This window comes from Paracholeplasma manati, assembly GCF_025742995.1.
Taxonomy (GTDB): Bacteria; Bacillota_I; Bacilli_A; order Acholeplasmatales; family UBA5453; genus Paracholeplasma; species Paracholeplasma manati.
On the sequence record NZ_JAOVQM010000001.1, the window covers coordinates 133,469 to 148,615 of the forward strand.

Sequence of the window (15,147 nt, forward strand, 5' to 3'; positions counted from 1 at the left end):
TTTTGAAATGAAAACTCTACGATATTTTCCCACAATTGGTGTTTCGATACTTGACTCCTTGATATATGAAATGACTTAATCATTCTTTTATCAAAAATTTTGATTCTAACTAAGAAAAATCCCCTCTCGTAAACTTCTACAATTACAATTATTAGTAGAGTCTACTTTCAGGGGATTTTAGAGTATTATTTTTTAAGAATTAAGCTTCAATTGGACCTTGATACGTGATGATTCCACCGACCACATTGGTCACGTTATAGCCTTGTGCATCCAAGTAACGCGCAACCATATGTGAACGAGAACCCGTTAGACAAATGATGTAATAATGGTTTGCTTTATCAATCAGTTTGATGTATTTTAAGAAGTTTGAGGTTGGCATATTGATGGACCCTGGGATATGGCCTTCTTCGTATTCATACTCTTCTCTACAGTCAATGACTTTAGCTTCACCAGATTTGATTTTTTCTTGAAGTGTTTTCGCATCTACATTTTTAAACATGAGCTGTCTCCTTTAGCATTTTTGAAATGTAATTGTGTCCGCCATCGAGGTTATACACATCATAACCTTCGCTGCGTAAAAATTGTTCTGCATTGTACCCACGTATACCGTTGTCACAGAATACAACGACCTTTTTATCCTTTGGAATTTGGGTATATAGTTCTTGAATTTGGTCTAAATCCACATTGATTGCATTCGGAAGAGTCCCTTGTGCAGCGGATTCAAATAATGAACGTACATCGACAAATACGACGGAATCGTCATTCATCATTTGAATTGCGTCATACCATTGGATGGTTTTCGTGATGCCTAACATTTGGTTAGAAGCGACATAACCAGCCATATTAACGATGTCTTTCGCACTACCAAATGGTGGTGCGTACGTAAATTCAAGTTCTTGTAAGAAGGTAACAGGCAATTTGGCTTTGATGGCAGTAGCGATGATATCGATACGCTTGTCTACGCCTTTTTGACCAACCGCTTGAGCCCCGAGAATTAATTCGGTTTCCGGGTCATAAATCACTTTTAAGTAGATTGAGGTTGCGTTAGGGTAATAGCTTGCATGGTCATTGGCGGTTAAGTGAAGTACTGAATACTTTTTACCTGCCAATTGACGTTCATTGAGACCTGTTGCGCCTAAGGATAAGTCAAATACTTTAACAATCGATGTGCCTAGTGAACCTTTATTAGTCACATTTAATCCACTGAGAATGTCTGCTAATTGTCTACCTTGACGGTTGGCTGGTGAAGCGAGTGGAATGAGTGCTTCTTGATTGGACACTTGGTTTTTAACCAAAATGGCGTCTCCAATCGCGTAAATGTCTTTAACCGAGGTTTGATAGTGTTGGTCTACTTTAATCCCACCACGAATACCCGTTTCAACATTCGCTTGTTTTGCGAGAGCGGAGTCTGGGAATACCCCGACCGCCATCACGATGATATCGGTATTGAATCGGTCGCCTGAGGCTAACAAGACTTCATTGCCTTGAATCTCTTGAATCTCATTTCCTGTGAATACTTGGGCTTGTTTTAAGACCAATTCTTCGCGGATGAAAGCGGCCATTTCAGGATCTACGATTGGTAAAACCTCAGGTGCTTTTTCGACAATCGTTGTTTGAATCCCTTTTTTAATAAGGTTTTCTGCTACTTCTAAGCCGATGTAACCTGCCCCAATCACTGTCGCGTGTTTTGGTTGGTTTTCCTTGATGAAACGCATGATCTTATCGAGATCAGGGATGTTTCTCAATGTAAAAATCGGTACATTGTATTGACCTTTGATGTCAATCACAATGGGTTTCGCACCGGTTGAAAGGACCAATTTGTCATAACTTTCAACCAAGGTTTCGCCGTCTTTTAGATAAGTCACTTGCTTGTTGTTTGAATCAATCGAAATGACTTCGGCATTCGAACGAATATCCAAATGGAATCGTTCTTTTAATAAGGTTTCTCTCACTACCAATAAGCCGCTACGTGTCGAAATTTCACCAGAGATGTGGTATGGTAACCCACAGTTGGCAAAGGACACATAAGGGCCTTTTTCAAAAATGATGATGTCATCATTCTGATTTAATCGTCTGTAACGTGTGGCGAAACTCATCCCGCCAGCAACACCGCCTACGACGATTACTTTGTTTCTTTGCTTTTTCATATTATAATCACCCATAACATATATAAACCTAAATACCTCAAAATTCAAGTTATAAGCATTCTAATTAAGCAATCTATCCTGACATAGAAAAAGAAAAAGCGGTTGCCCGCTTTACGTATTGGTTGTCTTTTTTGGTAAGCCTTCTAATAATAAAGTACGATTGAACAAAGGGACCATCGCGATGATGCCCATACCAACCCCACTCAACAAAATAATCAAAGATATATCAAATACGTCCGATAGTGGTCCAAAGATTAACATGCCTTATGGTAAACTAATCGTATTGATTAATCCAAAGACAGAAAATACACGTCCAATATATTTCGGATCCACTTTCTCTTGGATGAGTCCAACCATCAGTGGGTTACTTAAGGAAATGAAGAACCCAACAAATCCCCATAACCCTATATAGAAGATAAAATTGAATGGAAGGCCTAACCCAACAGTACCTAAACCGATGGCGATATAACATAAGAAAAATGTGACCAATCGGTTTTTAAAACCACCCCATATGGTAATCACAATAGACCCCAACAACATCCCTGTCCCGAAGATGGCTTCTAAAGCAGATAATCGCCACGCTTCAGCACCAAATACACGTGCAACCTGTAAATATGTTAAGAATGATGGTGCCGCAACCATAATCATAAATAGGAAAGAGAATAATAATATATTGAAAATCAATTTATGGGTGAAAGCATAATGTATGCCACGTTTAATATCTTCAAAGTAATCAATCGTGGATGGATGTGACTCTGCTGCATGTTTCGGTAATTTCACATAAGTAATCAAGATCATAACTGCAATCGCTGCAGTTACCACATCAATGAACAGAATCAATTCTAACTCAAAATAGGCAAGCAATAACCCCGCCAATAAAGGCATCAAGATCATCGATGAGGATTGGATCCCTTGTGCTATGCCTTGAACCTTAACCAAGTGGGTTTCTGGAACAATCTGTGGGTATACCGCCGATACGGCTGGTTGGTGAACGCTTTGTCCAAACGATCTCACCACGGAAACCACAAACAAAATCCATATTTCACGAAAACCCATGAAAAACAGTATCGCAACAATCAATGTCACAAATGCTATGCCTATGTCTGCGGTGATCATTAACATCTTCCGGTTGAGTCTATCTGCCCAAACCCCCGCGAAAGGGGATATTAACAAGGATGGAATAAAGGTACACATCACCATGATGGTCATCATCAAACCCGATTGGGTTTCTAACGTGATGTACCACATGATGGCGTACATAACCAACATCGACCCCAACAACGATACCGTTTGACTAATCATAAAAACCCCTACGGTTTTTTTCCAATCCATAACATCACATCCTTCATAAAAAACTGTAAATATCATAACATTCATAGAAAAAGAAAGCGAATGAAATAGATGGTTTTCAAGGTTTTATATATAAAAATATAAATAAAACCAAAACCGACTGGGTTTTGGTTTTGTACGTTATTCTTGTTTTTTATATTGAATGACTTTTTGATACATGGCTTCAATCAAACTACGACGTTTTCCTGTAAAGTATATCTTATAATGATGATGTCCTGACTTGATGATGAATTGATTGTTAAGGTTTAAAAATCCTTTTTTTAATTCCACATGGTCAATTTCTTCAAAATTGAAACGGAATCTTTCTTTATGTGGTTTCGTACCCAATAGATTGGCATCAAAACACACCAGTTGATTTTGATAAACCCCGATGAAACCGTCACTACCAGCTCCTGTAGTACGTCCCATGGCTACGGCAGTCACTTTATAAGAGGTTGAATACGAAATGACTACTTTCGCAACCAACTCTTCGTTATCCGTGAGTTTAAAATCTTTGGCTAATTTGACAACTTCTTCTCTGCTCATGATGGTTCCTCTTCTGTTTTAGGTGTCTCTTGTGATTCAATCTTAGGTTCTTCTTTTGGTGATTCTATCTTGGTTTCTTCAACTTTCGGATGCATATCGACCGATTTTGGAATATAAGACTTCTTGGGTTCAGTGGATGGTGTTTCTGGATTTATTTGAACTTCCACCGGTGCTTCTTTGGCTACAGTTTCTGGGACAAACTTGTGAATCAACTGTAACAAATATTTTTCACCAAAGACTAAAAACCAGAATACAATGATGAGTAAGAATTCCAAAATTTTACCAAATCCATTGGAGGCACTTGCTAAACCAACTTTATGGAATAACAACGAATATAAGAAAATGATGGTTGCTAAAACAGCTTGTCCGATGAATAACATTTTAAGGTATTTATCTTGTTTCATGATGGCTAAATAGGCAAAGCCAAGTATCGACATGAAAAAGATAAATGTGTATAAACCGCCACCAGGAAAGTCAGATGATGATAGCGAGCCATCAATCAAATTGTTACTAACCATGTACGGTAAAAGTAATGAGATCGCAAATAGAAATCCAACGGTGATTTTGGTTATTAAAACGATTAAAGTCGTTTTGTCCCCTCGAATCAAATCAAAAAAAGCTGTTTTAAACTTTTGCAAGAGTTCCCCCCCTCTTTCTCAATGTCAGTATATCACGTGTTTTTTTGGTTTACCTATATTTTTTATGAATATATATAAATATTTCAAAAATCGGTCCTTTTTGAGTCATATTTATGTCTATATTGGCGGTTTTACAAAGAAAAACTCATAAATCCGCAGATTTATGAGTATGTTTTTTTACTTTTCAAATTTGAATTTGCCGTCTTTATCCCACAAGCCCCAATACGCACCGTATTCGCCTTCGTGGTTAATTTTCCAGACTTCATCAAATGAAGAGAAATAGAATAAGTGGACGTGTTCTTGATTGGCCCATTCATACGTGTTGATAAAATATCTCATGGCGTTTTCATAGGAGGGTACTGCTGCCCCATAGGATTCACCTTTGGTTGGCCATCCAGTTTCACTGATGACCACTGGTTTGCCTTTAGAGTGCGTCTTTACGAGTTCATACATCTTCTTCATGTATTCTACAGAAATCTCAAGGGCACAATATTCCCAAAATGGGTAACAATTCGCGAATAAGACATCACATTCATCGATGATTTCCGGGAAATTGACATACATATAATACGCATCGACATACCCAACAGGGACGTTAGGTACAGCCGCTTTAACACGTCTGATGTATTCAATCAGTTGTTCGACTTCTAAATCATCTCTTAATAATACTTCATTACCAATGGCGATTAAATCTGCATAACCTGCTTGACCAATACGAATGATATTATTGATTTCAATTTCATTGTTTTCTTTGTCTGAATCCAACCAAGCACCTACCAATGTTTTTAAGCCTTTTTCTTTCGCAATCCTTGGTACTTCTTCATTCCCGTTGGTGGTTGAAAAGGTTCTAACCCAATGGGTATAAGGACGGATGATTTCGAGTCTATCCGCGATTTGTTGTTCAGAAATAAGGGATTTAACACTTGGATCTTGACCTTCTAAGTAAGGGCTAAAACTGATGCCAGAAATCTTTTGTTCTAGAATAGCTTTGGCCTTTTTTTCTAATAGTTTTGGGTCTTCACTGATGATGGATTGTTTATTCAATAAGTAGCGATTGACATTCAAATAACGCATTTGTTCTTTTTTTGGTTTAGACATAAAATCACCTCTTAGCCCTATGATACCATAAACACTGGTATTACAATCTGTCTATGCGAACATTTTCATATTTGGATTGTACTTATTACTGTGTAGTACGTGTATGCTTACCCAATCTTCACGATTGTTCTATAGATGATATAAATTAGAATCGTTACAGCAGTGCCTGCACCTGAATAATTGCCTTTAAGTACTTTTTGTTCATCATACAGATTTGTACCACCAACAACATATATTAGTGCGCCTACAGGCGGAATAAAAACACCTAAAGCCACATATTTGATTTTTTCAAGTGCAGTCAATCCATAGGTGGCCACTGAAATATGATAGACATACATTGTTCTGGCGTTGACAATGTTGACTATTAATACAATCATGAATAATAAAAATTGTATCCAAAAGGTGATCATGAATTGTAGATCGGTTGGTACGACAGATACCATAAAAAATGGTGATACTGGTACATTTTGAGTGATACGTTCAAACCTAAACCCAATTTGACCTGCTTTATCGTATGAAACAAAAGCCATTTTTGTATGATCCAATTTGCGAGTGAACAATTCGATAGACATCGAATCATTAATTGACAATATAGTCACTTTATATTGTGCGACCAAAGTGTTATTACGGTAGTATTTCAAAGAACAAAGAGGTGAATAAATCACCCTTTACAGAATGACCTATGATATATACCTCTTAACGATTTAACTCGTCTTATTTAAAGCGACTACACACCAAATAGGTATGTACGCTTAGGTGTGTTCACACCTTTATTCCCTATCCATATGGCATCGGGATTACCTTTTCGAATCATATTTAATGAGGCATTTTGGTCCGCGTTAATCAAAGTGCCTTTTAGACTCTTATATAAACCTCTTTTGATTCTAACACCAGAAAAATCTCCTTTAACGAAATCATCATGGTCTAGATATGAAGCTTTTGAAGTGTACGCTTCATTAATCACTTTGGTTTCAATACCTATTTGTTCTGCTAGATAGACGATTCGATCTCTAAGTCTCGCGATTGGAATACTCTTTGTCCATTGATTATAGGTATCAGATAGTCTTTCATCTTTGAAGGTATCATTATAACCAATGATAATCTGTTTTACTTTGTTTTCTATTGCGTGATTGATAATGAGTTTAGCTGCTTTATAGATTCCATAATCCATTTGATGGTTACGTTTATCCATCAGATGGATCATTTGTTTCGTTAAGACATTTTGGTTCGGTCTAATGCTCGCTAGTTTCGCGATTCTTTTATGATAAAACTGATTCATACTCTTTAATCGTTTTCCATCTAATAATAAGTGCTCATTATTCGTGACTGAACAAAAGGCTAGGTTGTTATACCCAAAATCAATCCCCATAGTTTCTGTATGACCTTCGAATGGATTAACAGATTCCTTATCTAGATAGACATAAATCACTTCAATGTATTTGCCATCATAGTAGGACTTGATGGTGATTTCTTTGATTTCTTTGTTTTGGATACATTCTGGTGTTTGGATGTCTAGAGATAAAGCGTCTGCTTCATTTAACTCATATGTATGTTTATGAATCTGTTTTGAATCCTTTTCTAGTTCTTTCGATACTTTCTTAATGAAGTTACTTCTGGGTAATGTATAGATTTCATTATTAGGTTTATAGACCATTCTGTCGTAGATGGGATAATAGGTATCTTTCTTTAAGTATCTAGGGAGTCTAATGGTTTGTTTAACCTTAGACTTCAAAGATACAAAGAATCCTTTCATCGCTTCATCGACCTTACGAATGACCATTTGACCTTGAGTCGTACTTAAGTAACGATAATGTTCACTATCTTTCAGTAATTGGTAATTATCGTTATAGGATAAATACCCATTGGTTTTGATAAAATGTTGTCTTACATTATAGAGCGCTTGATTATAAAGACTTCTTGAAGCACGCATTAAAGATAATAAAAACTGATGTTGATTTGGATTAAGATAGAGTCTTGTTTTTAGGGCTTTATAAGGCATTATTGATGTCCTCCTTTCCTACTTAAATTATACCATAAACAGTCGATAAAATATATATTTTATACGTATATTTAATTATATATAAAGTAGTGAAAGAGGGTGTTTTAAACGGGGTATTCTAGGATATTATATAAAAGTCACAAATGATTGTTGGAGGATCGAACAATAAAAGACGAACTTTCCTAATATATATATGTAGTCCTAGTAAATAAAAAATATTCGCACCAGGTAGAGGTAAAACTTCGGCTTTTACATCAATATCAAATGATATTTTGGACTCATATTCCATTTGTAAAGTACCTGGTTCTTTTACCTCATAAATATTATCATGTGAAGTAATCTTCTGCCGATTGGAAATCATTCTTTCAACAAGGACTGTACCGAAAAACAAAAAAAGGGGAAAATATATGATGGATAATACGCGTAATATAACCGTGGACTGTTTCATGTTATACCCCTTTTTGTGACTTATTAATTTTTATTATATCAATATTAATTATTTTTTTATACTTTTTATCTACTCAATAAAGGATTTTAGGTATGCATAAAAACCATTCATAAGCAATTCTTTTTCTTCATTTGTCGTTAGGTTGGTTTCCTTAATGTTGGTATCGGACTCTTTTTCATATTGACGTAGTTCTGATCTAGTTTTGATGGTGAAAAACCAATCACTTTGATCATCTTTTAGATCTTGAATAAATCGTTTTAGTTCAGCTAATTCAAATTTGACTGGTGCAGTTGAAGATACTGAAAAACCCAAACCTTGTGCCTCACCATAGATAAATCTAGTGGTATTTTCAGGTTTATTATGCATAAAATAACCGTCTTCAATCGTAGATGTTATGGGTTCAAAACCAATGATTTTGTATCCTTGATATGTGAGCATACCCTCGTCACCATCGTGGTATTTAAGCCAATCTTTTTTCTTAAGTCTAAATGTGAGTTTCTTGTTTTGTTTGGTTCTGAATTGGATATAATATCCTTTTTGTTCATAACCACCTGCACTATCTACTGAACCGGATGTGAAATTTTGATTCATCACTTTGGATTCTGTATAAGCACTACCCACTTTGACTTGAACACGTTCCACTGGCGCATTCTTTTGTTTTTTCTGATTGCTTTGCATGACAAAAAAGCCAACAAAAACTGCAATTAAACCAATGAATACAAACACCACTGCTGCAACTACAAATCCCATGACTACACCTCCATTTTTGTGTCATTTTATAACTTTTTACGCGAAATGACTGAAAAAATCATTTTGCATATGCTTTGACAACGTGATATGCTAACAGTATAAAAGACATTTATGACATGTCGAACCATACAAGAGGGAGCGTATGATGAAGAAACTATTGGCATTACTGGTAGTATTATTCGGGCTCGTTGCGTTGGTCGGTTGTGCCGGTGGCGGTACAACAACCAATCAAGCTAACGATGTCATTGACACTTTGGAAGAGGACGGTTATGTCCTTGAAACACGTGATGAGGATTCGCGAGAATACTATCAGGCCAACATGGTAAATACCAAATATGGCTTAGATGTCGATGTTACCGAATTATACGTTGGGTATGTTAATGGTAACGAGCGCTGGGTTGAAATCGTTGTTTTAAAGAACAGCACCCAAGCGACCGAATTCTACGATGAATTGATGTTAGAAGCGACTTCTGGTCGATTTGTGGTTAAACTTGAAAGTGTGGTTATCATTACTTTCTCAGAAGCAACTGCAAACCTTTTTACAAGTAAATCTTAATTATCCATGTATCCCAAACCTCCGAAAGGGGGTTTTTTCTTTCCTAAGGATATTTTAATTGTTCGGTGATTCAACACCATTATGGATGGATTTTTACGTTTATTTCACTTTCATTATATCTATAAATTATGATTTCTGCTTGAAAAAAATAAAAACCACAGCGGTTACTGTGGTTATGTGTTGGATTTTGGATGCACAATTTCGATGACACACAAACTGTCATCGAGTGTTTTAAAATACAAGTTTTTCTCCAATTCTAATTGTTGATACACTTGTTCTATGGTACTAAAATCATACAACACATGTGCCTCTACAGGCATAAATGTTGGATTTTGTTTTAACTCATAAGAAACCAATAATTGATGTGTTTCCAATATATTTTGAACTTTTGGTGTGTCTTTTTTGACCAACGCGTAAAATTTATGGTTGATTTCAACCAAACTGAGAAATCCTTCTTTGTCTTCAAAACTAAATTTAATGACTTTTTTCATATGATAGATACCTTCTTTCGTACAAAACCTATTGTATCATGGTTCATGATTTAGAGGTATTCATGATGCATAAAAACCTTTTATTTAGCCAGATTTTTGGACTTTATCCCTGCGTTTAGTAACGCAATCATCTCAGATATTCGCTTCTGTTTGGTCGCTTCAGTCTTCGCTGAGAAAACATACCTTGCCCAGTCCTTTTGATAACCAGGTGTCAAAGATACATAAAAGGAAAGACATTGTTCGTTAGTTAAGAGGGTCTTGATGTCCGGAATGTATTTTGCATAATCATCGACACGCATCGAGGTCGAACTTCTAGCCTTCATCTTTGTATCGTTCTTAATGCCCAATAAGGTGTAGTTTTCATCGAAGGCATTCATTCGATTGAATCGCATTTGAGTACCTTCAATATAACCTGTATCCATATCTACTTTTAAGAAAGGAAAAATATGATCTCGATGAATACCAGCCATACCTATATTATTCTTCATTTTAGGATAACATAGATACAACATCCCTTCCGGTTGAAGCCTTGTTTTCGCAAAATCAATTTCGTCTTTCATCGCTTCAAGGGTGTAAACAAATGATAAAATCGCGTCATAAGGGGGTGTATCTTTGTATTCAAATGGTTTGAATAGTGACTCGTGTGAATCAGGCACATTTCTAACAAGCACTTCTTTTTGAGCGAAAAGTTTATCTAACATTGTATCGCCTACCTTTGTTTCAATTATACATGATGTCCGATTTATCCAAGTGATTCGTGCTTTGAGTCATTGTTTGAAAGATACCTCATCTAATGATATGACAAACCGACACAATGGATCTCCATTGAGTGGCGTTTCGATACAAGTGATGTCCAGAGTACGGTTAAACAATACTTCAAATGGAAATTTGGTAAATCCCCCACTACAATCACACCAGGTTGGTGAAATAGCTAGATGTTGATCTAAAAATATGGATTTTACAAACGGACAATGACAAGCATGGTATTTTTGTTCTTCTTTTGTTTTCGCATTTAGATAGGCTTTTGTATCATACGGTATTTTCGTAATGAATAGTTGATTATCTTTTCTCACTGCCGACAAAATTTCTGGATTATTTCGAACGAATTCAATCACTTCAGGGTTGATTTCTTGTTCAAACCAAACACGATTTTCTCGATAATGTTGTTCTAGTTCAGCCACTTTACGTTGATGTAAATCACTTAGATAATCATCGAGTGTGTTGGCCGCTTCATAATACACCTGTTCAGACAGAAAGGCTTCTTTCGGTATTTGATGGTGATTATCTGAAAGTGTTCTTTTCATTTCATCTTTAGATAAATGTGTTTCAAAAACCGTCAATAAGTGCTTTGTGTATACCGGCATTTCGTTTAAGGGTGTACCTAATGGTGGAATCGTGATTTCTGCTTTGATGGCACTGGCACGATCTTTACCCACAACCTTTTCCAACTTGTCTAATATGCTCTCCATGACACCTAAACTACCGGTATATTTGGTCAGATGTATGAATAAATCATGATTCGATGTTGCCTTATAATAACGCATCAAAATAACGATGTTAGGGATCGTATTCAAGTTTTTTTCGACCATATAAGCGATGATGTCATCTAATTGAGATGGGTTAATTTCTTCCAACACCCATGAGAACTGTGTTTCTAAGTCTAATATAAAGCCTGCATCTTTTTGGTATTGTTCCTGCGATATGTGGTTTTTATCATAGAATGCTTGAAATACTGACTGTTTCATATCATCACCTACCTTACTGTTAGTATAAATCATAATTTGTAAAAATGCATAAAAAGAAAAAGAACTGGAGTGACCAGTTCTTTAAAAATCCTAAAATTACTTTCGAGTGGTTGTGCTTTCTCTAACAACCAATTGTGTATCGACAATAATCGGTTCTTTTTTACGATCATCGGTGTTGAGCATATGGATCATCAAATCCCAGGCTTTCTTTCCGATACCTTCATAATCTTGAGCAATGGTGGTTAGTCGTGGTGTCGCGATTTCACACACACTTAAATTATCAAAACCAACAACAGATACATCGTCAGGAATCTTGTACCCTCGTTTTTGTAAAAGGGTAATGGTACCCATCGCCATGAGGTCTGAGGCACATACCACCGCGTCTGGTAAACCAAACTCAGTCAGTAAGTATTTCATGGTTTGATAACCTTCGGAGAATGTATAAGATTCATTCGATTGTTTTGCATTGTATATCGGCTTTAATTTGTGTGCCTTTATGAAATCCAAATATCCATTTAAGCGTTGTTGTCCAATTAAGTTGGTATAACTACCATTGACATACGCAATTTTACGGTGTCCTAAATCATATAAGTGTTGGCAGCTTTTTTGGATGCCTGCATAGGAGTCCGAATAGATCGTATTTAAGCCTGAGTGTAATGGGTCAAGGGTAATGACTGCCATACTGCTTTGTGTGAGTTTGTTGATGGCTTCAATCGGTGCACTACCGATGGAAACAATGAGCACCCCGTCCACGTTTTTGGATTGACAGTGTCTAAAGTAATCAATATTCTTCTCATTGTTATTGGATAACAATAAAATATCATAACCATTGAGTTGGGCATTTCTTCTGAATTCTTCTAAAACCGCGGAGAAAAACAGGTTACGTAATCCGAATTCAACTTCATAAACCACACCAATCGTATTGGCGCGTTTATTCACCAAACTTTGGGCGTTGGCGTTCGGGGTGTAACCGAGTTCGTCAGCGATTTGACGAATGCGATCTTTGGTCTTTTGAGAGATTGCTTTATGACCGCTTAAAGCTTTTGAAACAGTGGATACAGACACATTGGCTTGGTCAGCTATTTTTTCTAATGTGATCATTCGTTAACATCGCCACCTTTCACTTTATTTATATTATATAATAACTGTAAAACCCTGTATATAGATTTATGATTAGCGTTGATCATCGACCGTTACACTTAGTAACCTAAGTTGTTTATGTAAACATTAGAGAGGAAGTCTAGCTAGGTTACTAATGGATGGGTAACGGGTTCTAATATAAAGCCAATCATGATACGTGTGTTATTCACCGGTGATACCGGTACGTTCAATGCCTTCAATAAATTTCTTTTGTGCAAACATATAGATGATGAGCAACGGTAAAATTGAGAGGAATGTTGCTGCTGTTTTATACCCTTCATTGAGGAGCGCTTCACTCATTTGACCCCCAACACCACCACCAGACATGCTGGCGAAATCCGAATCAAATAATGCCAGTCTAGAGATGATGAGTGGGTTACCTGTACTGAAATAGACTTGTGCTGAATAAGAATCATTCCAGTTCCAAATAAAGGCGAATAGAAACACCACTGTAACAATCGGAATCACCAATTTGACATAGATTTGATAAAAGACTTGAAGTGAGGTTGCCCCATCGATGCGAGCTGCTTCGTCTAAAGATCGTGGTATCATTTTAAAGAAATTAAAGAAAATCAAAACAAGGATTGCAGAATTGATGCCTTGTCCAAAAATCGCGAAGAAGATTTGTGGAATCAACGTATTGAAAATCAATCTGTTAAAGATATCCCCCAAAAAGTTACCAGCAAATAGACTGTCATAGACTGGTACCCAAAGGTTGTCTTGAATGAAGGATAATATCTGCATTCTTGGCATCGTAACCATCGGTAATGGAATTACAAATGTCACGATAACCATGAAGAACCAAAACTTTTTAAACTTGAAATTGAATCTTGCGAAAGCGAACCCAGTCATCGCAGAGACCACAGTTTGCACAAAGGCGAGTACCCCTACATTCCGTAAACTCTTAAATAGATTTCCTGGGTCTTTGAATGTCCCCATCAAACGTTCACCAACAGTTAAACCACTGGCTGTCCAGGATGGTGGGAAGATTTCTAAAACGAAGTTCGCGACTTTAAAGTTATTGAGGTTGAGGTGGTTTGGTATCCATGTAACTTCTGGGTCTACCAAATCTTCAAATGCCATGAATGACATCGATACCATCTTGATGAGCGGGTATAAAAAAACGTAACTCATACCAATCAACAAGATATAAATGATGAGTTTCTTAAGGATGCCCGAAGACTCACCTAAACCCAGAAAAACCTTCTTTAATTTGTGGGGGTTTAAATAGGATTTGATGTCCAATCGTTTTATTTTTTCCATGATTGGATACCTCTCTTCATAGATGCAAAGTGACGATCAATGAACTGCTTTACCGTTTCATCCTTACGTTGATTACGACGTAATTTCGTAACTGATTTCGCTTGTTTTTCTTTCAATGTTTCAATCATTTTTTCATCGTTCTTTTCACGGAAAATGAGTAACACTACCCCAATCATTAAGATGATGATTAAGGAGTACATCACAACAATCCCTGAGGCGAAACCAAGACGAACCAAGCGATTCTTCGTGATTTGGTCATTGACTACATATTGATAGATGGGGTTCATTTCGAACAACGCAATTTGAATGACGACGAATATCGAGACGATTAAAGCCGTTGGTTTCAAGTTTGGTAAGCTGATTTTCCACAGGATTTGCCATGGATTCGCGCCATCAATTTGAGCCGCTTCATATAAATTGGTGTTGATTCTTTGAAGACCATTTAAAAATAGCACTACAGGTATCCCTGTCAGCCATAGAATGGTTGTAAAGTTGGAAAAGAGATTGATAATCACTTCACCAAAGAAGGGTGAAAAGCTCTCTACCATGCGAAATATCAATACTTTGGATACATCGAACATCCCGGTGGTATTGGCAGACTCTAACTGCTTCATGACCGGTCCAGATAGAATGACGACTGGGAAAAAGTAGATGACTCTAAAAATGCCTTTAAAACGTATCTTACTATTCAGTAAAATGGCTATAATAAGCGATATTACTAAGATGGATGGGATATAAGTAATCTCCATCATAATAAACCCAATAATCAATGGGGTAAAGCTGGTGTTCTCAACCAAAGCTTCGGTATAATTTTTAAATCCAATAAACGTGGTTTGTAAGCCATCAATATTAATCACTGCATCAAAAAATGATAAATAGAGTGTATTGATGATGGGATAACCGATGAGGAAAATAAACCCGATCAACCATGGACTTAAAAAGAGATAAGCCGCTAAATTTTCATTGACAGGTTTTCTTTTTTTTGTTGAAGCCATGT

Annotated in this window: 18 protein-coding genes; 1 reads left to right on the forward strand and 17 read right to left on the reverse strand. The window is 36.6% G+C overall.

All coding sequences use genetic code 11. From position 1 onward, the window contains the following. Positions 1-199: 199 nt before the first annotated feature. From N7548_RS00555 to N7548_RS00605, 11 genes are all read right to left on the reverse strand, one after another. Entirely contained in the window at positions 200-499 is a 300-nt protein-coding gene (locus N7548_RS00555; protein WP_263607429.1) for a rhodanese-like domain-containing protein, read from the reverse strand. After that, the gene (locus N7548_RS00560) at positions 492-2,147 is read right to left on the reverse strand and encodes an FAD-dependent oxidoreductase (RefSeq protein ID WP_263607430.1); all 1,656 of its coding nucleotides are present in this window, start codon (positions 2,145-2,147) and stop codon (positions 492-494) included. Before N7548_RS00560 ends, N7548_RS00555 begins: the two co-directional genes overlap by 8 nt. Before the next feature lie 111 nt (positions 2,148-2,258). Then, the gene (locus N7548_RS00565) at positions 2,259-2,408 is read right to left on the reverse strand and encodes a hypothetical protein (RefSeq protein WP_263607431.1); all 150 of its coding nucleotides are present in this window, start codon (positions 2,406-2,408) and stop codon (positions 2,259-2,261) included. A gap of 3 nt (positions 2,409-2,411) precedes the next feature. Next, a complete protein-coding gene (locus N7548_RS00570) occupies positions 2,412-3,479 on the reverse strand; it encodes an MFS transporter (RefSeq protein ID WP_263607432.1) in 1,068 nt (355 codons plus the stop codon). A 138-nt stretch (positions 3,480-3,617) separates the two neighbouring features. After that, positions 3,618-4,022, reverse strand: coding sequence for a hypothetical protein (locus tag N7548_RS00575; protein ID WP_263607433.1), 405 nt, complete (start codon positions 4,020-4,022; stop codon positions 3,618-3,620). Beyond that, complete coding sequence (locus N7548_RS00580; RefSeq protein WP_263607434.1) at positions 4,019-4,660, reverse strand: hypothetical protein; 642 nt, start codon at positions 4,658-4,660, stop codon at positions 4,019-4,021. Before N7548_RS00580 ends, N7548_RS00575 begins: the two co-directional genes overlap by 4 nt. A gap of 177 nt (positions 4,661-4,837) precedes the next feature. Next, entirely contained in the window at positions 4,838-5,758 is a 921-nt protein-coding gene (locus N7548_RS00585) for a glycoside hydrolase family 17 protein (RefSeq protein ID WP_263607435.1), read from the reverse strand. A 107-nt stretch (positions 5,759-5,865) separates the two neighbouring features. Then, on the reverse strand, positions 5,866-6,348 hold the full coding sequence (locus tag N7548_RS00590; RefSeq protein WP_263607436.1) for a hypothetical protein: 483 nt from the start codon (positions 6,346-6,348) through the stop codon (positions 5,866-5,868). 137 nt (positions 6,349-6,485) lie between these two features. Next, on the reverse strand, positions 6,486-7,757 hold the full coding sequence (locus N7548_RS00595; RefSeq protein ID WP_263607437.1) for an RNA-guided endonuclease InsQ/TnpB family protein: 1,272 nt from the start codon (positions 7,755-7,757) through the stop codon (positions 6,486-6,488). Between the two features lie 118 nt (positions 7,758-7,875). Next, on the reverse strand, positions 7,876-8,205 hold the full coding sequence (locus N7548_RS00600) for a hypothetical protein (RefSeq protein WP_263607438.1): 330 nt from the start codon (positions 8,203-8,205) through the stop codon (positions 7,876-7,878). Between the two features lie 69 nt (positions 8,206-8,274). Continuing rightward, positions 8,275-8,955, reverse strand: coding sequence for a DUF2500 family protein (locus N7548_RS00605; protein ID WP_263607439.1), 681 nt, complete (start codon positions 8,953-8,955; stop codon positions 8,275-8,277). A 142-nt stretch (positions 8,956-9,097) separates the two neighbouring features. Between N7548_RS00605 and N7548_RS00610 the strand changes: the two genes are divergently transcribed. Then, on the forward strand, positions 9,098-9,511 hold the full coding sequence (locus N7548_RS00610) for a hypothetical protein (RefSeq protein WP_263607440.1): 414 nt from the start codon (positions 9,098-9,100) through the stop codon (positions 9,509-9,511). A 173-nt stretch (positions 9,512-9,684) separates the two neighbouring features. On the opposite strand, the gene N7548_RS00615 is transcribed toward N7548_RS00610, so the two are convergent. The 6 genes from N7548_RS00615 to N7548_RS00640 form a co-directional block, all read right to left on the reverse strand. Next, a complete protein-coding gene (locus N7548_RS00615) occupies positions 9,685-10,002 on the reverse strand; it encodes a hypothetical protein (RefSeq protein WP_263607441.1) in 318 nt (105 codons plus the stop codon). Positions 10,003-10,082: 80 nt separating this feature from the next. Continuing rightward, complete coding sequence (locus tag N7548_RS00620) at positions 10,083-10,703, reverse strand: YdeI/OmpD-associated family protein (protein WP_263607442.1); 621 nt, start codon at positions 10,701-10,703, stop codon at positions 10,083-10,085. A gap of 66 nt (positions 10,704-10,769) precedes the next feature. Then, positions 10,770-11,747, reverse strand: a complete 978-nt coding sequence (locus N7548_RS00625) for a hypothetical protein (RefSeq protein ID WP_263607443.1) — start codon at positions 11,745-11,747, stop codon at positions 10,770-10,772. A gap of 96 nt (positions 11,748-11,843) precedes the next feature. Beyond that, positions 11,844-12,848 (reverse strand): LacI family DNA-binding transcriptional regulator, encoded by a 1,005-nt coding sequence (locus N7548_RS00630; protein ID WP_263607444.1) that lies wholly within the window; start codon positions 12,846-12,848, stop codon positions 11,844-11,846. Between the two features lie 201 nt (positions 12,849-13,049). Then, positions 13,050-14,150 carry a carbohydrate ABC transporter permease gene (locus N7548_RS00635; RefSeq protein WP_263607445.1) on the reverse strand — a complete coding sequence of 367 codons (1,101 nt, stop codon included), beginning with the start codon at positions 14,148-14,150 and terminating at the stop codon, positions 13,050-13,052. Further along, positions 14,138-15,145 carry a carbohydrate ABC transporter permease gene (locus N7548_RS00640; RefSeq protein WP_263607446.1) on the reverse strand — a complete coding sequence of 336 codons (1,008 nt, stop codon included), beginning with the start codon at positions 15,143-15,145 and terminating at the stop codon, positions 14,138-14,140. The genes N7548_RS00635 and N7548_RS00640 overlap by 13 nt, the downstream gene beginning before the upstream one ends. Positions 15,146-15,147 lie beyond the last annotated feature (2 nt).